Annotated in this window: 20 protein-coding genes; 9 read left to right on the plus strand and 11 right to left on the minus strand. The window is 74.1% G+C overall.

Translation table 11 applies throughout. The features are described from left to right. Nucleotides 1–40: 40 nt before the first annotated feature. Complete coding sequence (locus AC07D6_RS21540) at nucleotides 41–316, minus strand: GlsB/YeaQ/YmgE family stress response membrane protein (RefSeq protein WP_315880526.1); 276 nt, start codon at nucleotides 314–316, stop codon at nucleotides 41–43. Between the two features lie 205 nt (nucleotides 317–521). On the opposite strand from AC07D6_RS21540, the gene AC07D6_RS21545 reads away from it, so the two are divergent. Then, the gene (locus tag AC07D6_RS21545) at nucleotides 522–908 is read left to right on the plus strand and encodes a DUF3099 domain-containing protein (RefSeq protein ID WP_479046650.1); all 387 of its coding nucleotides are present in this window, start codon (nucleotides 522–524) and stop codon (nucleotides 906–908) included. A 226-nt stretch (nucleotides 909–1134) separates the two neighbouring features. After that, entirely contained in the window at nucleotides 1135–1374 is a 240-nt protein-coding gene (locus AC07D6_RS21550; RefSeq protein ID WP_479046652.1) for a hypothetical protein, read from the plus strand. Here AC07D6_RS21550 and moaA read toward each other — a convergent pair. From moaA to AC07D6_RS21565, 3 genes are all read right to left on the minus strand, one after another. Next, nucleotides 1357–2346: a GTP 3',8-cyclase MoaA gene (moaA, locus tag AC07D6_RS21555; protein ID WP_479046655.1), complete on the minus strand. Its 990-nt coding sequence runs from the start codon at nucleotides 2344–2346 to the stop codon at nucleotides 1357–1359. The genes AC07D6_RS21550 and moaA overlap by 18 nt on opposite strands. Before the next feature lie 159 nt (nucleotides 2347–2505). Then, nucleotides 2506–4125: a solute symporter family protein gene (locus tag AC07D6_RS21560; protein WP_479046657.1), complete on the minus strand. Its 1620-nt coding sequence runs from the start codon at nucleotides 4123–4125 to the stop codon at nucleotides 2506–2508. After that, the gene (locus AC07D6_RS21565; protein ID WP_479046659.1) at nucleotides 4122–4505 is read right to left on the minus strand and encodes a DUF485 domain-containing protein; all 384 of its coding nucleotides are present in this window, start codon (nucleotides 4503–4505) and stop codon (nucleotides 4122–4124) included. The genes AC07D6_RS21560 and AC07D6_RS21565 overlap by 4 nt, the downstream gene beginning before the upstream one ends. A 249-nt stretch (nucleotides 4506–4754) precedes the next feature. Between AC07D6_RS21565 and AC07D6_RS21570 the strand changes: the two genes are divergently transcribed. Then, the gene (locus AC07D6_RS21570; RefSeq protein WP_479046662.1) at nucleotides 4755–6287 is read left to right on the plus strand and encodes a S8 family peptidase; all 1533 of its coding nucleotides are present in this window, start codon (nucleotides 4755–4757) and stop codon (nucleotides 6285–6287) included. A gap of 197 nt (nucleotides 6288–6484) precedes the next feature. After that, a complete protein-coding gene (locus tag AC07D6_RS21575) occupies nucleotides 6485–7894 on the plus strand; it encodes a CoA transferase (RefSeq protein WP_479046664.1) in 1410 nt (469 codons plus the stop codon). Here the strand turns inward: AC07D6_RS21575 and AC07D6_RS21580 are convergent. The 3 genes from AC07D6_RS21580 to AC07D6_RS21590 form a co-directional block, all read right to left on the minus strand. Next, nucleotides 7815–8495: a lysoplasmalogenase gene (locus AC07D6_RS21580; RefSeq protein ID WP_479046667.1), complete on the minus strand. Its 681-nt coding sequence runs from the start codon at nucleotides 8493–8495 to the stop codon at nucleotides 7815–7817. The genes AC07D6_RS21575 and AC07D6_RS21580 overlap by 80 nt on opposite strands. Then, complete coding sequence (locus tag AC07D6_RS21585; protein WP_479046669.1) at nucleotides 8492–9373, minus strand: sterol desaturase family protein; 882 nt, start codon at nucleotides 9371–9373, stop codon at nucleotides 8492–8494. The genes AC07D6_RS21580 and AC07D6_RS21585 overlap by 4 nt, the downstream gene beginning before the upstream one ends. A gap of 131 nt (nucleotides 9374–9504) precedes the next feature. Next, nucleotides 9505–10215: a VIT1/CCC1 transporter family protein gene (locus AC07D6_RS21590; RefSeq protein WP_315880536.1), complete on the minus strand. Its 711-nt coding sequence runs from the start codon at nucleotides 10213–10215 to the stop codon at nucleotides 9505–9507. Nucleotides 10216–10548: 333 nt separating this feature from the next. On the opposite strand from AC07D6_RS21590, the gene AC07D6_RS21595 reads away from it, so the two are divergent. The 5 genes from AC07D6_RS21595 to AC07D6_RS21615 all read left to right on the plus strand — a co-directional run bounded on the left by AC07D6_RS21595 (nucleotide 10549) and on the right by AC07D6_RS21615 (nucleotide 15362). Beyond that, nucleotides 10549–11523: a DEDDh family exonuclease gene (locus AC07D6_RS21595; RefSeq protein WP_315880537.1), complete on the plus strand. Its 975-nt coding sequence runs from the start codon at nucleotides 10549–10551 to the stop codon at nucleotides 11521–11523. Nucleotides 11524–11606: 83 nt separating this feature from the next. Continuing rightward, nucleotides 11607–11840 carry a hypothetical protein gene (locus AC07D6_RS21600; RefSeq protein ID WP_315880538.1) on the plus strand — a complete coding sequence of 78 codons (234 nt, stop codon included), beginning with the start codon at nucleotides 11607–11609 and terminating at the stop codon, nucleotides 11838–11840. 55 nt (nucleotides 11841–11895) lie between these two features. After that, nucleotides 11896–12705: an SURF1 family cytochrome oxidase biogenesis protein gene (locus AC07D6_RS21605; RefSeq protein ID WP_315880539.1), complete on the plus strand. Its 810-nt coding sequence runs from the start codon at nucleotides 11896–11898 to the stop codon at nucleotides 12703–12705. 112 nt (nucleotides 12706–12817) lie between these two features. Then, nucleotides 12818–14602, plus strand: a complete 1785-nt coding sequence (locus AC07D6_RS21610) for a glycoside hydrolase family 15 protein (protein ID WP_479046673.1) — start codon at nucleotides 12818–12820, stop codon at nucleotides 14600–14602. 4 nt (nucleotides 14603–14606) lie between these two features. Beyond that, a complete protein-coding gene (locus tag AC07D6_RS21615; RefSeq protein WP_315880541.1) occupies nucleotides 14607–15362 on the plus strand; it encodes an SDR family oxidoreductase in 756 nt (251 codons plus the stop codon). Between the two features lie 96 nt (nucleotides 15363–15458). On the opposite strand, the gene AC07D6_RS21620 is transcribed toward AC07D6_RS21615, so the two are convergent. The 4 genes from AC07D6_RS21620 to AC07D6_RS21635 form a co-directional block, all read right to left on the minus strand. Next, on the minus strand, nucleotides 15459–16259 hold the full coding sequence (locus AC07D6_RS21620; protein ID WP_479046676.1) for an enoyl-CoA hydratase/isomerase family protein: 801 nt from the start codon (nucleotides 16257–16259) through the stop codon (nucleotides 15459–15461). 178 nt (nucleotides 16260–16437) lie between these two features. Then, nucleotides 16438–16659 (minus strand): helix-turn-helix domain-containing protein, encoded by a 222-nt coding sequence (locus AC07D6_RS21625; RefSeq protein ID WP_315880543.1) that lies wholly within the window; start codon nucleotides 16657–16659, stop codon nucleotides 16438–16440. A gap of 300 nt (nucleotides 16660–16959) precedes the next feature. Continuing rightward, complete coding sequence (locus tag AC07D6_RS21630) at nucleotides 16960–18558, minus strand: ABC-F family ATP-binding cassette domain-containing protein (RefSeq protein WP_315880544.1); 1599 nt, start codon at nucleotides 18556–18558, stop codon at nucleotides 16960–16962. A gap of 268 nt (nucleotides 18559–18826) precedes the next feature. After that, entirely contained in the window at nucleotides 18827–20266 is a 1440-nt protein-coding gene (locus AC07D6_RS21635) for a hypothetical protein (RefSeq protein ID WP_479046680.1), read from the minus strand. Nucleotides 20267–20312 lie beyond the last annotated feature (46 nt).

Genomic DNA, 20312 nt, shown 5'->3' on the forward strand with positions numbered 1-20312 from the left:
CCGGGCCGGTCGGGCTCCTCGGGTGGGGTGCGCCGGCCGATCAGGCGCGCTGGCGATTGCCGCGCATGGCCATGTACAGCATGTCGCCGAGTCCGACGACGATCACGGCGGCGACGACCTGGAGGGCGTGCCGCCCCCAGTCGATGCCGGGGGTCGCCTCGATCCCGAACGCTCGCGCCAGGGCGTTGCCGACGATGGCGCCGATGATGCCGAAGACGGTGATCAGCCAGAGTGGGCTGTGCTGTTTGCCCGGAATGATGGCCTTGGCCAGCAGGCCCAGCACGAATCCCACGATAATCGCCCACAACCAGCCCATGGCTGCCTCCTCGGAACGGATCGACGTGAGCAGTCCCTGACAGTTTCGACCCATAGCGCGTACGGCGCATGTCGGAGGTGTTCGTACGTCATTCGCATGAGGGATACGGACGGGGCCGGGGGCGGCGCCGGCGGAGGGCGGGCGTACCGTGGAAGGAGGTCCGGTCCGGGGAGCGACCGGCGCGCACGGTCGGTGGTGGAACGCGATGCGGAAGCACGGCGGCGCCCAGGTCTTCACGATCACGGGTGCCCGGCAGGGACTGGCGGACGACGTCCGCGGCCGGCAGCGGCGGTACGTGATCTCGATGTCGGTCCGCACGCTGTCGGTGATCGCGGCGGCGTCACTGTGGAACGTCGAGCGGCATGTGGCGATCGTGGCGCTGGTGCTCGGCGCCGTCCTGCCGTACGTCGCGGTGGTGATCGCGAACGCCGGGCGGGAGACGGCGCCGAAGCTGCCGTCCACGTTCGTGTCGGTGCCCCCGGTGGCGCACCCGGTGCTGGAGGCGCCGAATCCCCAGGCGGAAGGTGCTGCGGAAGGCGCGGTGGAAGCCGCCGGGGAGCGGCCGGGGGACGCGGGGCCCGGGCGGGGATGAGCCCGGCGGGGGTCCCGGCGGCGGCGCGGAGCCGTGCCGGCGGCGCGCAAAGCTCAAGAAAAGCTCAGATCAATAGTGAAGTTCCGGTGCACCTCACCGGGTTGTGCGTGACATACTGCGTAGGCGCTCCGCATCCCCCGTCGGAGCGACGGACCGACGCCGGGCAGCTCCCCCCGTGGCTGCCCGGCGTCGCCTTTGTCCGTACAGGGCCGTTGGGACATGTGCTGTGAGCGACGAGAACCACCCGATCTGTTCCGCCAAGGGCTGCCGGGCCTCCGCCGTGTGGGTGCTGGCGTGGAACAACCCGAAGCTGCACGCTCCCGAGCGCCGCAAGACGTGGCTGGCGTGCGAGGAGCACCGGGAGCACCTGTCGCAGTTCCTCGGCGTGCGCGGGTTCCTGAAGGACGTCGTGGCGCTGGCCGAATGGGAGGCGCCGTCGGGGCCGGGGTCAGCCGCCGATCGCTGACATCGGGCGGTCGGGCTGGAGGAACTCCGGGTCGTCCAGGCCGGAACCGGCCTTCTTGCCCCACATGGCCTGCCGCCAGATGCGGGCGATCTCCTCGTCCGGCGCGCCGGAGCGCAGCGCGGCGCGCAGGTCGGTCTCCTCGCGGGCGAAGAGACAGGTGCGGACCTGGCCGTCGGCGGTGAGACGGGTGCGGTCGCAGGCGCGGCAGAACGGGCGGGTGACGGAGGCGATCACGCCGACGCGGTGCGGTCCGCCGTCGACGATCCACCGCTCGGCGGGCGCGGAGCCGCGCTCCTCGCCGGCTTCCGGAGTGAGCGTGAAGCGGGTCCGCAGGGAGGCGAGGATGTCCCCGGCGGTGATCATGCCGTCGCGCTTCCAGCCGTGCTGGGCGTCGAGGGGCATCTGCTCGATGAACCGCAGCTCGTAGTCGTGGGCGACGGCCCAGGCGAGCAGGTCGGGGGCCTCGTCGTCGTTGAGTCCCGGCATCAGCACCGTGTTGACCTTGACGGGGGTGAGGCCGGCGTCGCGGGCGGCGGCCAGGCCGTCCAGGACGTCGTGGTGGCGGTCGCGGCGGGTGAGGGCCTTGAAGACGTCGGGGCGCAGCGTGTCCAGGGAGACGTTGACGCGGTCGAGGCCGGCGGCCTTGAGGGCGGTGGCGGTGCGCTTGAGGCCGATGCCGTTGGTGGTCAACGACATCCTGGGGCGGGGCTCCAGGGCGGCGCACCGCTCGACGATGCCGACCAGGCCGGGGCGCAGCAGGGGCTCGCCTCCGGTGAAGCGGACCTCGGTGACGCCGAGGTCGGTGACGGCGATCCGGATGAGGCGGACGATCTCGTCGTCCGTGAGGAGGTCCGGCTTGGCCAGCCACTGCAGTCCCTCCTCGGGCATGCAGTACGTGCAACGCAGGTTGCACCGGTCCGTGAGCGAGACCCGAAGGTCGGTGGCCACACGGCCGTAGGTGTCGATGAGCACGGTGGACGCCCTCCCGTTCGACCGGCTGTTCCCCCCGGTCCTCCTTTGAGCCTACGCGACCTCGCGCGCCCCCTCACGGGCCGTTTGCCCCAGGAAGCGGCGGGGCCGTGTCGTAGGGTCCTACGACACGGCCGCCGGCGGTGGCTCGGGGTACGCGGTTCAGTGCGCTCCGACACCGGTGAGGGACTTGACCTCCAGCTCGGCGTACTTGCCCTTGTCGGGCCGCTCCTTCGACAGGAGGGAGCCGAGCCAGCCGAGCAGGAAGCCCAGCGGGATGGAGATGAGGCCGGGGTTCTCCAGCGGGAACCAAGCGAAGTCGACGTCCGGGAACATCGAGCTGGCCTTGCCGGAGACGACCGGGGAGAACAGGACGAGGAGGACGGAGGCGGCCAGGCCGCCGTAGATCGACCACAGGGCGCCCTGGGTGGTGAAGCGCTTCCAGAACAGGCTGTAGAGGATCGTCGGCAGGTTGGCGGAGGCGGCGACCGCGAACGCGAGGGCGACGAGTCCGGCGACGTTGAGGTCGCGGGCGAGCGCGCCGAGCGCGATGGAGACGACGCCGATGAAGACGGTCGCCCAGCGGGCGGCGCGGACCTCCTCCTGCTCGGTCGCCTGGCCCTTGCGGATGACGTTGGCGTAGATGTCGTGCGCGAACGACGAGGACGAGGCGAGGGTGAGCCCGGCGACGACGGCGAGGATCGTCGCGAAGGCCACCGCCGAGATCACGGCGAGCAGGATCGCGCCGCCCGCGGAGTCCGCCCCGCCGATGTGCAGGGCGAGCAGCGGGGCGGCGGTGTTGCCGGCCTTGTTCGACGCGGTGATCTCGGCCGGGCCGACGATGGCGGCGGCGCCGAAGCCGAGCGCGATCGTCATCAGGTAGAAGGCGCCGATGATGCCGATGGCCCAGTTGACGGACTTGCGGGCGGCCTTGGCGGTGGGCACGGTGTAGAAGCGGATGAGGATGTGCGGCAGTCCGGCGGTGCCGAGGACCAGGGCGATGCCGAGCGAGATGAAGTCCAGCTTCGAGGTGGCGGTGGCGCCGTACTTGAGGCCGGGCTCCAGGAAGGCGGCGCCCTTGCCGCTGTTCTCGGCGGCCTTGCCGAGCAGCTCGGAGATGTTGAAGCCGTACTTCAGCAGCACCAGGAAGGTGATGAGCAGGGTGCCCGCGATGAGCAGGACGGCCTTGACCATCTGCACCCACGTGGTGCCCTTCATCCCGCCGATGGTCACGTAGACGATCATCAGTACGCCGACCAGCGCCACGATGGCGATCTTGCCGGTGTCGCTGGTGATGCCCAGCAGCAGCGAGACGAGGACGCCGGCGCCGGCCATCTGCGCCAGCAGGTAGAAGATCGACACGACGATGGTGGACGTGCCGGCGGCGGTGCGGACGGGCCGCTGGCGCATCCGGTACGCGAGGACGTCGCCCATCGTGAAGCGGCCGGAGTTGCGCAGCGGCTCGGCGACGAGCAGCAGGGCGACCAGCCAGGCGACGAGGAAGCCGATGGAGTAGAGGAAGCCGTCGTAGCCGAAGAGGGCGATGGCGCCGGCGATGCCGAGGAACGACGCGGCGGACATGTAGTCGCCGGAGATGGCGAGGCCGTTCTGGAAGCCGGTGAACTGCCGGCCGCCGGCGTAGAAGTCGGCGGCGCTCTTGGTCTGCCGGCCGGCCCACACGGTGATGAAGAGGGTCGCGACGACGAAGCAGGCGAAGAGGGTGATGATCAGCGGGCGGTGCTCGCTCGCGGCTCCGGCGGCGGCGAGGGTGAGGGTGCTCATGCGTCGGCCTCCGGGCGCAGTTCGTTCTCCATGCGGGTCTTGATGGCCTCGGCCCTGGGGTCGAGCTTCACGGCCGCGTGCCGCGCGTAGAACCAGGCGATGAGGAACGTCGTCACGAACTGGGCGATGCCCAGCACGAGCGCCACGTTGATGTTCCCGACCACCTTGGTGCCCATGAGGCCGCCCGCGTAGTTGGAGAGCAGCACGTAGAGCAGGTACCAGGCGATGAAGGCGACGGTGAGCGGGAAGGCGAAGGAGCGGTACGTACGGCGCAGTTCGCCGAACTCCTCGCTCTCCTGGGTCCGGAGGAAGGCCTCCGTAGGGGGCTGGACGGGAGCGGTGTCCGCGCCCTCTCGGGGCGGTGGTGCTTCGGTGGCCACGGGAACTCCTCGCTGCGCGGGTGCGGTGGACAGGGGCGGGGTCACCTCACGGGTGCCGGGGAGCCGTTCGGGCTCCCTCCCCTGACAACGTCACGGAGTGCGACACGACGCGGTTCACCCCGCGTCTTCTTTCCGCCTGTTTTCTTCACCGAACTCATTGCTGGCCGGGGACGGTCGGCGGTAGCTTCGCTCGTCATGTACCCGCCCAGCCGGTGTGCGGGCGGATGTCACGGATGATGTGGAGAACCCATGGCTCATCTGGGAACCAGGCGCGGGCGCGCACTCGTTCTGCCCGTCGGCCTGGCGCTCACGGCCTCGCTCGGCTTCCTGCCGGCCGGTGCCGCCTCGGCCTCACCCGCCGAGGGTGTTCCGGCCGCCGTCACCTCGGACGGCCCGAACCTCTCGTACGTGGTGAACACGGAGGGCGGTCACCACACCGCCAAGGCGAAGAAGGCGATAGCCGCGGCCAGCGGCACGGTGGTGGCCTCGTACGACGCGATCGGCGTCATCGTGGCGCACTCCCGGAACCCGGCGTTCGCGGAGACCGTCCGCGCCGTCAGGGGCGTGCAGTCGGCGGGCGCGACGCGCACCGCGCCGCTGACGCCGGTCGCCACCACGGAGACCGGCGAGGCCTCCGAGCCGCTCTCCGCGGCCGCGGCGCGCGCGTCCGCCGCCGCGGCGGACGCCGGCCAGGACCCGCTGGAGCCGATGCAGTGGAGCCTGCCCGCCATCAAGGCGGACAAGGCGCACGCCATCAGCCTCGGCAGCGGGAAGGTCACCGTCGCGGTGATCGACACGGGGGTCGACGACACCCACCCGGACCTGGCGCCCAACTTCGACCGCGCCGCGTCCGCGAACTGCGTGACCGGCAGGCCCGACACGACCGAGGGCTCCTGGCGCCCCGCGCCGGGCGAGAGCGACCACGGCACCCACGTCGCCGGGACGATCGCCGCCGCGAAGAACGGCGTCGGCGTCACCGGCGTCGCGCCGGGCGTGAAGGTCTCCGGCATCAAGGTGTCGAACCCGGACGGGTTCTTCTACACCGAGGCCGTCGTCTGCGCCTTCATGTGGGCGGCCGAGCGCGGCGTCGAGGTGACCAACAACAGCTACTACGTCGACCCGTGGCTGTACAACTGCAAGAGCGACCCGGACCAGGGCGCCCTCGTCGAGGCGCTGCAGCGCGCCACGCGGTACTCGGAGCGCAAGGGCGCGGTCCACGTCGCCTCGGCCGGCAACTCGTCCCACGACCTGGCGTCCGACGCGATCACGGACTCCACGAGCCCGAACGACACGACGCCGGCCGATCGCGTCGTCGACCCGGGCGAGTGCCCCGACATCCCGGCGATGCTGCCCGGCGTCGTCACCGTCTCGTCGACCGGCGCCAAGGACCTGAAGGCGTCGTACTCGAACTACGGCCTGGGGGTCGTCGACATCGCCGCCCCGGGCGGCGACCGGACCGAGTACCAGAGGCCGCAGGCCCCCGCCGAGAACGGCCGGATCCTGTCGACCACGGTCAACGGCGGCTACAACTACAAGGCCGGCACGTCCATGGCCGCCCCGCACGCCGCGGGCGTCGCGGCGCTGATCAAGTCGAAGCACCCCCGCGCCACCCCCGCGGTGGTGAAGGCGCTGATGGCCGCGCAGGCCGACGACCGGGAGTGCGCGAACCCGTACGACATCAACGGCGACGGTACGGTCGACGCGGTGTGCGAGGGCGGGAAGCGTCACAACGGCTTCTACGGCGCCGGCCTGATCGACGCGCTGGACGCGGTGCGCTGGTGACGCGGGCCTGATCTGGCCTGGCCTGATCCGATCTGTTCTGCTCTGGTCTGAACCGGTTTGACCCGGTCTTATCCGGCCAGGGAGGGGCCCGGGCGTGCGAACCGCGCCCGGGCCCTTTCCCGTCTGGAACCCTCCAGGGCCGACCAGGACCGATCAGGACCTTCCCAGGAAATGGCACTCAGTGCCATGATCGAGGGATGAACAGGGCGATCGCTCAGGCTTGGGCGGCACTCGGTGCCGATCAAGGGACGCTGGAACGGGTGTCGTACACCCGCGTACCGGGCGTGCTGCCCGCACGCCTGCCGGTGCTGGAGGCGGCGCGCGCCGCCGTCGCGGTGTGCGCGCTGGCAGCCGCGGAGTTCGCCGCCGACCGCCGCGGGGGGCCGGTGCCGCGGGTGCGGGTGGACGACCGCGCGGTGGCGACGGCCTTCCGCAGCGAGCGGTTCGTACGGCTGGACGGGCGGGCGTGGGACGGGTTCGCGCCGCTGTCCCGGTTCTGGCGCACGGCCGACGGGTGGGTGCGCGTCCACGCCAACTACCCGCACCACCGAGGCCGGCTGCTGACCGCACTGGGGTTGCCGGCCGGCGCCCGTACCGAGGCGGTGGCGAAGGCCCTGGCGGGGCGGCGCGCGGCGGAGGTGGAGGACACCGTCCACGGGGCCGGCGGCCTGGCCGTCGCCGTGCGGGACGCCGCCGCGTGGGCCGCCCTGGAGCAGGGCGCCCTGGTGGCGGAGCGGCCACTGCTGGCGCTGGAGCGGCGGGACGGGGCGCCCGGGCCGGTGCGGCGGGCGGCCGGGGCCGGCGCGGCGTCGCCGTGCGCCGGGGTGCGGGTGCTGGACCTGACGCGGGTGCTGGCCGGGCCGGTCGCCACGCGGACGCTGGCACTGCTGGGCGCGGACGTGCTGCGGGTGGACGCGCCGGGGCTGCCGGAGAGCCCGCAGGCCCACGACGACACGGGCCTCGGCAAGCGGTCGACCCTCCTGGACCTGGGGCGGAGCGCGGACCGGCGGGTCTTCGAGGAGTTGCTGGCGACGGCCGACGTGGTGGTGACCGGCTACCGGCCGGGCGCGCTGGACCGGTTCGGGCTCGCCCCCGGGGCGCTGGCCGAGCGCCGCCCCGGCCTGGTGGTCGCGCGGTTGTCGGCGTGGGGCGCGTACGGGCCCTGGGGCGGACGGCGCGGCTTCGACAGCCTGGTCCAGGCGGCGACGGGGATCGCCCTGCGGGAGGGCGACGGGGGGTCGCCGGGGGTGCTCCCGGCGCAGGCCCTCGACCACGGCACGGGCTACCTGGTGGCCGCCGCGGTGCTGCGCGCCCTGACGGAGCGGTGGCGGGACGGCGGGACCTGGCTGGTGGAGGCGTCGCTGGCGCAGACCGCGCACTGGCTGGCGCACGGCACGGATCCCGAGCCGTCCCCGCCCGGGGAGCCGCCGGCCGGGCGGGGGCCCGCCGGGGAACCGTACGAGCCCGGGCCCTGGCTGCGGGAGCGGGACGCCCCCGCGGGCCGGCTGCGCCACGCCCTCTCCCCCGTCAGCTACGAGGGCGGCCCCGCCGACTGGGCACGGCCGCCGGGCCGGTGGGGAGCGGACGCGCCGCGTTGGACGGCGTGAGGACCCCCGTGACCAGGAGGTACTGGGCCGCCCCGTAGGTGAGCATGATCCAGAAGTCGGGTACGGGCGGCTGCGGCCACGCGGCGACGCCGGCCGCGATGAGCGTGTCGGACAGCAGGAACAGCGCGCCGCCCGCCCTCGCGGCCGGGCCGAGGCCGCTCGCGCGGTACGCCGTCGCGGTCAGCAACAGCGCGTACCCGGCGACCGGGACCCGCAGGCCGGCGGGGAGACCGGGCCACAGCAGGGCGACGACGGCGACGAGGACCGCGGCGTAGCAGGCGCCGAGCGCCGGGGACGTACGGGCCCGGCCGAACAGCAGCAGGTAGCAGACGTGCCCGGCGGCGAAGAAGCCCATCCCGGCGAGGAACGCCCCCTCGCCGTCGGACAGCAGGAACACGTCGCCGCCCCAGCCGAGGAGGAGTGCGGCGAGCAGGGTCCGCGGCGCGCCGCGCACGGCCGCGTACGCCGCGAGGAGCGGCATCAGCAGCGGCTTGGCGACCAGGTGCCCCGTGCCGGAGCCGGCGAGCAGGGCGAGGAGGTCGGCGGCGAGGGCCGCGGCGAACGCCGCCCCCAGGAGCCCGGCCGGGCGCCCGCGGCTCACGCGGCGCGCTCCCGCGGGCCGGCGGGGCCGGCCCCGGACGGCGGGGGTGCGGGCTCCCAGCCGGGCCCCCGGAAGACCCGGCCCGCGCGCTCCCGCCAGGACCGGGCGGCACGCAGGTCGCGGGCGATGGCGGCGTACTCGTGGGTGGCGACGCGCAGCGGGTTGTACGTGTCGATGTTCTTGGTGAGGCCGTAGACGGGCCGTTCGGCCTCGGCCGCGAAGGACCCGAACGCCCGGTCCCAGAGGATGAGGATGCCGCCGAAGTTCCGGTCGAGGTAGCCGCCCTGGGAGGCGTGGTGCACCCGGTGGTGGGAGGGGGTGTTGAAGACGTACTCGACGGGCCGGGGCAGCCTGCCGATCCGCTCGGTGTGCACCCAGAACTGGTACACGAGGTTGACGGAGTAGCAGAAGAAGACCGCGGCGGGGGGCACTCCGCAGGCGACCATCGGCAGGAAGAACGGCCAGACGGTGAGCGAGGTCCACGGCTGGCGCAGCGCGGTCGTGAGGTTGAACCTACGGCTGGAGTGGTGGACGACGTGGCAGGCCCACAGGACGCGGACGACGTGGTGGCCGCGGTGGGACCAGTAGTAGAGGAAGTCCTGCGCGAGCAGCATCAGCGGGAGCGTCCACCAGACCACGGGGACCCGGGCCGGGGTGATCTCGTGGACGGCGGTGAACAGCGCCAGGGCCGGCACCTTCCACAGCAGGTCGAAGACGACGCTGCCGAGGCCCATGCCGACGCTGGTGGCGGAGTCCTTGGCCTCGTACCCGGCGGCGCCCTCGTCGGGGCGCAGCCGGTAACTCGCCGCCTCCAGGGCGGTGAGCAGGACGAAGGCGGGTATCGACCACAGCACGGCGTCGGGCAGGTTCGGCGACATGCGAGCACGGTAGGACCGGGCGCCGGGCCGGGGCCAGAGGTCGTTACCGACAAGTATGCGAGACGATCCGTCAACAGGCCCCGGCGGGCCCTCGGTGGCGTACGCGGCCGTGCGCCCCCGCGGCGGCACCGCTAGACCCCGGCCGCCCCCAGCAGCGAGCCCGCCGCGTACGTCACGGCCATGGCCACCGCTCCCCCGCCCACCACCCGCACCACCGCCGGGCGGACGGGCGCCGCGCCGAGGCGGGCGCTCGACCAGCCGGTCAGCGTGAGCGCGGCGAGGACCGACACGACGGTGACCCACAGCCGGGCGGGGGCGGGCGGGCAGACGATGGCGAGCAGCGGCAGCAGCGCGCCGACCGTGAAGGCGAGGAAGCTCGCGGCGGCGGCGTGCCACGGGTTCGTCAGGTCGTCCGGGTCGATGCCCAGCTCCACGCGCGCGTGGGCGCGCAGCGCGTCACGCTCCGTCAGTTGTTCGGCGGCCTCGCGCGCGACGTCCCGGGACAGCCCGCGCTCGGCGAGCAGGTCGGTCAGCTCGTCGAGTTCGGCCTCCGGCTGTTCCCGCAGCTCCCGCCGCTCCACCGCCAGGGCCGCCTTCTCCGAGTCGCGCTGCGTGGACACGGACACGTACTCGCCGACCGCCATCGACATGGACCCGGCGAGCAGCCCGGCCAGCCCGGCGGTCAGGAGGGCGGAGCGCTCGCCGGTGGCGCCCGCGACGCCCACGACGAGCCCGGCGGTGGACACGATCCCGTCGTTCGCCCCGAGGACGGCGGCGCGCAGCCAGTTGAGCCGCGCCCCCAGGCCGTCCGCGTGCGCCTCCCGCGCCGTCGGTTCCGTCACGACGCCGAGCGTCTCATCCGCGCGCGGGCCCGTCGGGAAACGGCACGCTGGCCGACGCGTGGCACGGCCGTACGCGGACCGGGCGCCCGCCCCGCCTCTGCTGCCCGCTCCGCCGCTCGGGCGCCCGCCCCGCCGCTCGGGCGCCCGCCCCGCCGCTCGGGTGTCCGGACCGACCGCGCGCCCCGTGCGCCCCGTGCACCCCGTGCGTCCCGCGCATCCCGCGTGCCCCTCGCATCCCCTGCGACCCACGCGCTCCGCGCGTCCCGTGCGGGAGGGCGGGCTCCGCGCGCCCGGGGCCGGGGGTGTCGGTGGCGGGCTCTATCCTCAGTAACCATGCTCGACGACCGTACGACAGCAGCAGCGTGGCCACCCGCCTACCCGCAGGGGTACGCGGTCGTCGACGTGGAGACCACCGGGCTCTCCGCGCACGACCGGATAGTGTCCGCCGCCGTCTACCGGCTCGACGCGCGCGGCGAGGTGGAGGACCACTGGTACACGCTGGTCAACCCGGAGCGCGACCCGGGGCCGGTGTGGATCCACGGGCTGACGAGCGACGTGCTGGAGGGCGCGCCGCTCTTCGCCGACGTGGCCGCCGCGTTCTCGGAGCGGCTCGACGGCCGGGTCCTGGTCGCGCACAACGCGTACTTCGACTGGACGATGATCGCCCGCGAGTACGCCCGCGCGGAGCGCACCGCGCCGGTGCGGCAGCGGCTGTGCACCATGGCGCTGGCGAAGGAGCTGGCGCTGCCGCTGCCCAACATGAAGCTGGAGTCGCTCGCCGCCCACTTCGGCGTCCGCCAGCGGCAGGCCCACCACGCGCTGGACGACGCGCGGGTGCTGGCGGAGGCGTTCCGGCCGAGCCTGCGCGCGGCGGCCGAGCGCGGCGTGCGGCTGCCGCTGCTGGAGTGCCGCCCGCTCGTCGAGTGGTCGGCGCCGCCCACCGCGGGGACGCCCCGGATCGGTCGTCAGGCCGCGTACGGGTCCGGCGGCTGGCGCCCGGCGCGGAAGCGTCCGGCGTGCCCGTACCCCAACCCCGGACGGTACGAGTCGGACAAACCGCTCAAGCAGGGCATGCGGGTGGCGTTCTCGGGTGACACGTCCGTCGAGCGCGAGCTGCTGGAGGACCGGGCCGTGGAGGCGGGGCTGCACGTGGCGACCAGCGTCTCGCGGCTGACCAGCCTGCTGGTCACCAACGACCCGGACGCGGGCACGTCGAAGGTCCTCAAGGCGAAGTCGTTCGGCACGCCCGTCGTCGACGAGGCCGCCTTCACCCATCTCCTCCGGGACGTCGCCCCGGCCGACGGCTGAGCCGCGGGGGTCGTCCGGTCGAACGGGTGACGGCCGGGCGCGCCGCCCTCCGTTCCGACCGCCGCCCGCGCACCCTGTGGCGCATGGCACGTTGTGAGGTCTGCGGGAACGAGTACGGCATGTCCTTCGAGGTGCACGCGCAGGGCGCCGTGCACGTCTTCGACTGTTTCGCCTGCGCCATCCACCGCATGGCGCCCATCTGCGAGCACTGCCGCGTCCAGATCATCGGGCAGGGCGTCGAGGCGGACGGCCGCTGGTACTGCGGCGCGCACTGCGCCCGCGCGGAGGGCAAGGTGGGAATCGTCGACAGGGTGTGACCCGGGGGCGGGACCCGGGGACGGGACCCGGCGGCGGCGGAGGTACGGTCGTGGGGTGTACCGCTTCCTGTTGTCCCGGCAGTGGGTGATCCTCACCCTCGTCGCCCTCGTCCTGATCCCGGTGATGGTCGAGCTGGGTTTCTGGCAGTTCCACCGGCACGAGCGCCGGGTCGCCCAGAACGCCCTGATCGCGGACAACCTGAAGGCGGAACCGGTCCCCGTGACCGAGCTCACCTCGCCCGGGCACACGGTCCCGCGCGCCGACTACTGGCGCCGCGCGACCGCGACCGGCACGTTCGACACGGCCCACGAGGTCGTCGTCCGCCGCCGCACCAACGCCGACGACCGGGTCGGCATGCACGTCCTGACCCCGCTCGTCCTCGACGACGGGCGGGCCGTCCTCGTCAACCGCGGCTGGGTCCCCGCCGCCTCGGACCAGAGGGCGTACCCGGACGTGCCGCCCGCCCCGAGGGGCAGGGTCACGGTGGTCGGCCGGCTCATGGCCGACCAGACGACCGGCAGCAGCGGCATCAAGGACCTGCGGGGCCTGCCGCCGCGCCAGGTCATGCTCATCAACAGCCGGCAGCAGGCCGAGCGGCTGGACCGGCAGGTGCTCGGCGGCTACCTGGAGCTGACGGAGCCCGCCCCGACCGGGGGCTCCCCCGAGCCGATCCCGGACCCGGATCACGACTCCATCGGCGCCCACATGGCGTACGCCGTGCAGTGGTGGCTGTTCGCCGCGGGTGTCCCCGTGGGGTGGGTCGTCCTGGTCCGCCGGGAGCGCCGCGACCGGGCGGCGGCCGAGGGGGGCGGTTCCGCGGAGGCGGAGGGCGCGCCGGCCGCGCGGGAGCCCGCGGGCGCCTGACCCCGCGCCCCTGTGACACGGCCCACACGGCGCGGTACGCCGCCGCAGGTCACGCGCCCCGCGGGGCGGGCTGACTGATTGGCGCTTCTCCGCCGTGGGAACACGCCAGGACGTGACCCAACACATCGAGGACTATGCCCTCATCGGCGATCTGCAGACCGCCGCTCTGGTGGGCAGGGACGGTTCGATCGACTGGCTCTGCCTGCCCCGCTTCGACTCCGGTGCCTGCTTCGCCGCGCTCCTGGGCGACGAGAACAACGGCCACTGGCGGATCGCGCCCGCCGGTGCCCGGACCTGCACCCGGCGGAGCTACGTGGGCGATTCCCTGGTCCTGGAGTCCGTGTGGGAGACCCGCACCGGCACCGTGCGCGTCGTCGACTTCATGCCGCACCGCGACCGCGCGCCCGACGTGATGCGGATCGTGGAGGGCGTGGCCGGCCGGGTCGAGGTGTCGTCCGTGCTGCGCCTGCGCTTCGACTACGGGTCGGTCGTGCCGTGGATGCGGCGCTCCGACGGCCACCGGGTCGCCGTCGCCGGCCCGGACTCCGTGTGGCTGCGCAGCGAACCGGAGGTGAAGACCTGGGGCCAGCAGTACAGCACCTGCTCGTCGTTCACGGTCGGCCCCGGCGAGAAGGTCGCGTTCTGCCTCACCTGGCACCCCTCGCACGAACCGCGCCCGCCGCTCGTCGACCCGTACGAGGCGCTGGAGCACACCCTGGAGGACTGGAAGTCCTGGTCGGCGCGGTGCACGTACGAGGGGCCGTACCGGGAGGCGGTGATGCGCTCGCTGATCACGCTGAAGGCGCTCACGTACGCGCCGACCGGCGGGATCGTCGCCGCCGCGACCACGTCCCTGCCGGAGGAGCTGGGCGGCGTACGGAACTGGGACTACCGCTACTGCTGGCTGCGCGACTCGACGCTGACCCTGCGGGCGCTGCTGTCGGCCGGGTACGTGGAGGAGGCCGCCGCCTGGCGGGACTGGCTGCTGCGGGCCGTCGCGGGCAACCCGGCGGACCTCCAGATCATGTACGGCCTGGGGGGCGAGCGGCGGCTCCCCGAGACCGAGGTGCCGTGGCTGCGCGGCTACGGCGGGGCGCGCCCGGTCCGGATCGGCAACGCCGCCGTGAAGCAGCTCCAGCTCGACGTGTACGGCGAGGTGATGGACTCGCTGGAGCTGGCGCGCGAGGTGGGGATGGTGCCGCAGCGGCAGGCGTGGGCGCTGCAGCTGAGCCTGCTGGGGTTCCTGGAGTCGACGTGGCGCCAGCCGGACGAGGGGCTGTGGGAGGTGCGCGGGCCGCGCCGGCACTTCGTGCACTCGAAGGTCATGGCGTGGGTGGCGGCCGACCGGGCGGTGCGCACGCTGGAGCAGGACCCGTCCCTGCCGGGGGACGTGGCGCGGTGGCGGGCGATGCGCGACGAGGTGCACCGGGAGGTGTGCGAGCGGGGCTACGACCCGGTGCGCAACACGTTCACCCAGGCGTACGGGTCGGCGGAGCTGGACGCGGCGACGCTGATGATCCCGCGGGTCGGCTTCCTCCCGCCGGACGACCCACGGGTGGTCGGCACGGTGGAGGCGGTGCGGGCGGAGCTGGGGCACCACGGCTTCATCCGCCGGTACGGCACCGACGGGATCGCGGTGGACGGGCTGCCCGGCGGGGAGGGGACGTTCCTCGCCTGCTCGTTCTGGATGGCGGACGCGCTGCGCATGATGGGCCGCGTGCAGGAGGCGCGGGAGCTGTTCGAACGGCTGCTGGAGCTGCGCAACGACGTGGGGCTGCTGGCGGAGGAGTACGACCCGGTGGCACGGCGGCAGCTGGGCAACTTCCCGCAGGCGTTCAGCCACGTCGGGCTGGTGGCGACGGCCCTCGCGCTGGCGCCGGACGACCCGGCAGGATAGGCGCATGGATCTCGGACTGAAAGACCGTGTGTACGTCGTGACGGGCGCGTCCCGCGGCCTCGGCCACGCGGCGGCGAAGGCCCTGGTGGCGGAGGGCGCGAAGGTCGTCCTGTCGTCGCGCGAAGCGAAGGCCGTCGAGGACGCCGCCACCGCGCTCGGCCCCGGCGCGGTGGGAGTCGCCGCGGACAACGCCGACCCGGCCGCGGCGGACCGGCTGATCGCCACCGCGCGGTCGCACTTCGGCGGGCTGGACGGCGTGCTGGTCAGCGTCGGCGGGCCGGCGCCCGGCTGGGCCGCCGACAACACCGACGAGCAGTGGCGGGCCGCGTTCGACTCGGTGTTCATGGGCGCCGTGCGGCTGGCCCGCGCCGCGGCGGCCGTGCTGAAGGAGGGCGGGGTCATCGGCTTCGTGCTGTCCGCCTCGGTGCACGAGCCGATCCCCGGGCTGACCATCTCCAACGGCCTGCGCCCCGGCCTGGCGGGGTTCGCCAAGTCCCTCGCGGACGAGCTGGGGCCGCGCGGCATCCGCGTCGTGGGCCTGCTGCCGTCGCGCATCGACACGGACCGGGTGCGGGAGCTGGACGCCCTGTCGGGTGACGCCGCGGCCGCGCGGGCGGCCAACGAGGCGCGGATCCCGCTGCGCCGCTACGGCACGCCGGAGGAGTTCGGCACGACGGCGGCGTTCCTGCTCTCCCCCGCCGCCTCGTACCTGACGGGTGTGATGCTCCCAGTCGACGGGGGCGCCCGCCGCGGCTTCTGAGCCCGGCCCCATCCCTGCCCCGGGCCACGGGCGCCCGAGGGCGGGGACGGGACGGGGCGTGGGCGGGGCGTGGCGGGGACGGCGTGGGCGGACGGCTCAGTCGGAGAGGCCCGCGAGGTCGCGGAGGCGGCGGGCCTGGGCGGCGCGCTCGGCGGCGCGCTGCTCCTCGTACGTACGCCCGGTCGCGCCGCGCAGCAGCGCCTTGGTCTCGACGACGGCGTCGCGCGGCGCGGCGAGCAGGGCGGCGGCCAGGTCCCGCACGGCCGCGTCCAGCTCGCCGGCGGGCACCACGAGGTTGGCCAGACCGATGCGCTCGGCCTCGTCGGCGTGGACGAACCGGCCCGTGGCGCAGATCTCCAGCGCGCGGGCGTAGCCGACCGCGGCGACGAGCGGCTGCGTCCCGCCCAGATCGGGCACCAGGCCCAGGCTGGTCTCGCGCATCGCGAACTGCACGTCCTGCGCGACGACCCGCAGGTCGCAGGCGAGGGCGAGCTGGAAGCCGGCACCGATCGCGTGGCCCTGGACGGCCGCGACCGACACGATGTCGTTGCGGCGCCACCAGGTGAACGCCTCCTGGTACTCGGCGATGGTCGCGTCCAGGTCCTCGTCGGAACCGCGCGCCATGTCGAGGAACGACGGCTCCCCGTCGAACCCCTCCGGGGTGAACGCCTGCCGGTCGAGACCGGCGGAGAACGACACGCCCTCCGCGCGCAGCACCACGACCCGCACGCTGCCGGGCAGCGCTCGCCCGGCCTCGGTGAGGGCCCGCCACAGGGCGGGCGACTGGGCGTTGCGCTTCGCCGGGTTGGCGAGGGTCACCGTGGCGACGCCGTCCTCGACGGCGAGACGCACGCCGTCCTTGTCGAGCACGACGAGGGCAGGGTCGATCGAGGTCATGGGACGCCTCCGGATCCGGTGCAGCGATCGGTCGGCGCAGCCGGAACAGCTGCGCCGACCGACAAATTACTGCACGGTAACCATCCGGTCGACCGCCTGACCGTGGCGAACCACGGCCGACGACGGCCGGACGGCACTGCCGGAACCGCCGGGACGCCTCACGACCCGCGCACGGCGATCAGGCCGACGTGGCCTTCTTGCCCCGCGTCGCTCCACCGCGTCCGCGCAACACGACTCCGGACTCGGTGAGCATCCGGTGGACGAATCCGTAGGACCGGCCGGTCTCCTCGGCCAGGGCCCGGATGCTCACGCCGGCGTCGTACTTCTTCTTCAGGTCTGCCGCGAGCTTCTCGCGCGCGGCGCCGGTCACCCGGCTGCCCTTCTTCAGAGTCTCGGCCACCCGTGCCTCCTCATGGGAAGTGCGCTCTGGACTTCTCATGATCACCCCTCCGGGGCCACATGGCCAGCCATTCGACGAGGTCTGTGGCCGCGGGTTTCGCCGTCCGGCGACCGCGCCGCGCGCGGAAATCCCGGACGCGGCGCGCGCCCGACGACGAAGTACCAGGTCAGCGGCGCACCGTAAAGAAATGCGCGGGGCGGCGCCGGTGCCGGAAAATCTGCCGGATGCCACGCCGCGGTATGAGATCCCCTCACTCAGATGAAGGAGCGCGACTAGGCTGAATGATCCATACGGGAATGATCAGGCGAGGGACACGAGGTCTGCGTAGTCCGCTCCCCACAGGTCCTCGACCCCGTCCGGGAGGAGGATGATCCGCTCCGGCTGGAGGGCTTCGACGGCGCCCTCGTCGTGGGTGACCAGGACGACCGCGCCCTTGTAGGTGCGCAGCGCGCCGAGGATCTCCTCGCGGCTGGCCGGGTCGAGGTTGTTCGTCGGCTCGTCGAGGAGCAGCACGTTCGCCGAGGAGACGACGAGGGTGGCCAGGGCGAGGCGGGTCTTCTCGCCGCCGGAGAGGACGCCGGCCGGCTTGTCGACGTCGTCGCCGGAGAAGAGGAACGAGCCGAGGACCTTGCGGACCTCGACCAGGTCCAGGTCGGGCGCGGCCGAGCGCATGTTCTCCAGGACCGTGCGCTCCGGGTCGAGCGTCTCGTGCTCCTGCGCGTAGTAGCCGAGCTTCAGGCCGTGGCCCGGCGTGACCTGGCCCGTGTCGGGCTTCTCGACGCCGGCGAGCAGCCGCAGCAGGGTCGTCTTGCCGGCGCCGTTGAGGCCGAGGATGACGACGCGGGAGCCCTTGTCGATGGCCAGGCTGACGTCGGTGAAGATCTCCAGCGAGCCGTACGACTTGGACAGCCCCTCCGCCGTGAGCGGGGTCTTGCCGCAGGGCGCGGGCTCGGGGAAGCGCAGCTTGGCGACCTTGTCGGACTGGCGCGTCTCCTCCAGGCCGGACAGCAGCTTCTCGGCGCGGCGGGCCATGTTCTGCGCGGCGACCGTCTTGGTGGCCTTGGCGCGCATCTTGTCGGCCTGGGCGTTGAGCGCGGCGGCCTTCTTCTCGGCGTTCTGCCGCTCGCGGCGGCGGCGCTTCTCGTCGTCCTCGCGCTGGCGCTGGTAGAGCTTCCAGCCCATGTTGTAGATGTCGATCACGGACCGGTTGGCGTCCAGGTAGAAGACCTTGTTGACGACGGTCTCGACGAGGTCGACGTCGTGGGAGATGACGACGAAGCCGCCGCGGTACGTCTTGAGGTAGTCGCGCAGCCAGGTGATCGAGTCGGCGTCGAGGTGGTTGGTCGGCTCGTCCAGGAGCAGCGTGTCGGCGTCCGAGAAGAGGATCCGCGCCAGCTCGATGCGGCGGCGCTGGCCGCCGGAGAGCGTGTGCAGCGGCTGGCCGAGCACCCGGTCGGGCAGGCCCAGGGCGGCGGCGATGGTGGACGCCTCGGCCTCGGCGGCGTACCCGCCCTTGGTCAGGAACTCGGTCTCCTGGCGCTCGTACTGCCTGAGGGCCTTCTCGCGGGTGGAGCCCTTGCCGGTGGCGATGCGCTCCTCGTTCAGCCGCATCTTGCGGATCAGCTCGTCCAGGCCTCGGGCGGAGAGGATCCGGTCGCGGGCCAGCACGTCGAGGTCGCCGGTGCGCGGGTCCTGCGGGAGGTAGCCGACCTGGCCGGAGCGGGTGATGGTGCCGGCGGTGGGGACGCCCTCGCCGGCGAGGCACTTGGTGAGGGTGGTCTTGCCGGCGCCGTTGCGGCCGACGAGGCCGATGCGGTCGCCCTTGGCGATGCGGAACGAGGCGGACTCGATGAGGACGCGTGCGCCGGCGCGCAGCTCAAGGCCGGTGGCGGTGATCACGGACAGACTCCAGGGCGGGGGGACGGTGGGTGGACGGCGGCTGCGGTGACGTCGACACCGTCTAATGCACAGGGAGAATGGCCATACGGGCCAGTCTAACGGGCGCATGCAACTGCTTTTCCGGGGCGCGGGGGCCCGGCGGCGGGGCCCCGCGCCCTCGGGGCGCGCGGAAGGCCCGGCCGCCTGCCGGGCGGCCGGGCGGCGCGGGGCGCCGGGGCGGCCTCCGGGACCTCGGGGCGCACGCCCCCGGCGCACCGGGCCGGGGGCGTCAGGCGCTGCCCGTGTGGACCTGGAACGCGGCGCGGCGGACCGCCTTGGCGAGGGCCGGGTCGGGGTGCGCCGCGGCCAGGGCGACCAGCACCTGCACCGTGCGGGGGTGGCCGGCCTCGCGGACCTCGTCGAGCAGCGCGGGGACGGTGCCCTGCACGGCGGACTCCAGGTGCCGTACGAGGAGGTCGCTCTCGCCGTGGTCGACGAGGGCCGCGGCGGTGTCCACCCAGAGCCAGGTCGCCTCCTCGCGGGTGAGGACGTCCGGCGCCTCGTCGGGGTCGGCGCCCTCGTGCTCGGCGAGCCAGAGCAGGGCGTACGGGCGCAGTGACGGTTCACCGGCGGCGGCGCGCACCTCGGCCTCGGCGGCGGCGCCCACCACGCGGAGGGCCTCGAAGGCCAGCCCGCGCAGGAGGGCGTCGTCGCCGCGGGCGACGGTGAGCAGTTCGGCGACGGCCCTGCCGACGGGCCGGGCGGCGAGCCAGGCGCGGTACTCGGCGCGGGCCGGGCCGGGGGTGAGCCGGACGCAGCCGCGCAGCATGTCCTCCGCGGACTGCTCGATGTGTCCGGCGGGGCTCTGGGCGGCGACGCAGATCTGCTCCAGCTTGACCCACACCGCCCAGTTGCCGAGCGGGGTGAGCGTCGCCTGGCCGCCGCCGAGGGTCAGGGCGCCGACGGAGGCGAGACCCTCCAGCGCCCAGTCGAGCAGGCCGGGCAGGGCGTCCGGGTCGGGGGCCGCGTCCGTGCCCTCCCGCCGCCCGTCGCGCGCCGGGGCGCCGGCCGGGCCCCCCGGCTCCGGCCGCGTTCCCGCCTCGGCGGCGTACGGCACCTCGCAGCGCTGCTCGCGCAGCTCGGCGACGCGCTGCCGGACCAGGTCGAGCAGGGCCGGTACGGGCACGGGGCCGGCGGAGAGCTGGAGGAGGGAGAGGACCTGCGGGACGGCCTCCACGACCTCGGCGACCGCGGCGGGTTCGGCGTCCTGCGGGGCGGGGTGGGCGAGCGACCAGGCGTCGAGGAGCGCGACCCAGCCGCGCAGCGCGGCGGAGTCGTCGCGGTCCCAGGCGCGCAGCCGCCAGCCGGGGCGGACCGTGTCGCCGTGGATCTCGACGAGCCCGGCGAGCCGGGCGCGGTCCCAGGCCGTGCCGATCTGCTCCCGCGTCAGGCCGAGCGCGGCGGCGGCCCGTTCGCGGGCCGATCCGGGGGTGGTGACGGGGCCGCGGTCGACGGCGGCCCAGCGGGCGACGCGCACGGCGTCGGCCAGGACCCGCCGGGCCTGGCGGGCCAGCTCCGCCCGCGGTGGCGTGCCCTCCGGCGGGCGCGGGGCCGGTCGCGTCCGCCGGTCGGCCACCGCCCGCCGGGCGGTCGTCGCCAGCGACCGGGGCCGGACGAGTCGGAGTCTGGAGTTGCGCGCCAGTTGCTCATCGGGCTTTCGAGACGTCACGGGGGGCAGTCTTCCCGCTGACGGCCCGAAAGCCCAAACGGAAGGG

This window comes from Streptomyces sp. NPDC045287, from assembly GCF_056432325.1.

Excerpts from the sequence above, each read along its gene's own strand:
- AC07D6_RS21540 (WP_315880526.1), bottom strand. The coding sequence starts at position 316 with ATGGGCTGGTTGTGGGCGATTATCGTGGGATTCGTGCTGGGCCTGCTG.
- AC07D6_RS21545 (WP_479046650.1), top strand. The coding sequence starts at position 522 with ATGCGGAAGCACGGCGGCGCCCAGGTCTTCACGATCACGGGTGCCCGG.
- AC07D6_RS21560 (WP_479046657.1), bottom strand. The coding sequence starts at position 4,125 with ATGAGCACCCTCACCCTCGCCGCCGCCGGAGCCGCGAGCGAGCACCGC.
- AC07D6_RS21570 (WP_479046662.1), top strand. The coding sequence starts at position 4,755 with ATGGCTCATCTGGGAACCAGGCGCGGGCGCGCACTCGTTCTGCCCGTC.
- AC07D6_RS21575 (WP_479046664.1), top strand. The coding sequence starts at position 6,485 with ATGAACAGGGCGATCGCTCAGGCTTGGGCGGCACTCGGTGCCGATCAA.
- AC07D6_RS21585 (WP_479046669.1), bottom strand. The coding sequence starts at position 9,373 with ATGTCGCCGAACCTGCCCGACGCCGTGCTGTGGTCGATACCCGCCTTC.
- AC07D6_RS21595 (WP_315880537.1), top strand. The coding sequence starts at position 10,549 with ATGCTCGACGACCGTACGACAGCAGCAGCGTGGCCACCCGCCTACCCG.
- AC07D6_RS21600 (WP_315880538.1), top strand. The coding sequence starts at position 11,607 with ATGGCACGTTGTGAGGTCTGCGGGAACGAGTACGGCATGTCCTTCGAG.
- AC07D6_RS21615 (WP_315880541.1), top strand. The coding sequence starts at position 14,607 with ATGGATCTCGGACTGAAAGACCGTGTGTACGTCGTGACGGGCGCGTCC.
- AC07D6_RS21620 (WP_479046676.1), bottom strand. The coding sequence starts at position 16,259 with ATGACCTCGATCGACCCTGCCCTCGTCGTGCTCGACAAGGACGGCGTG.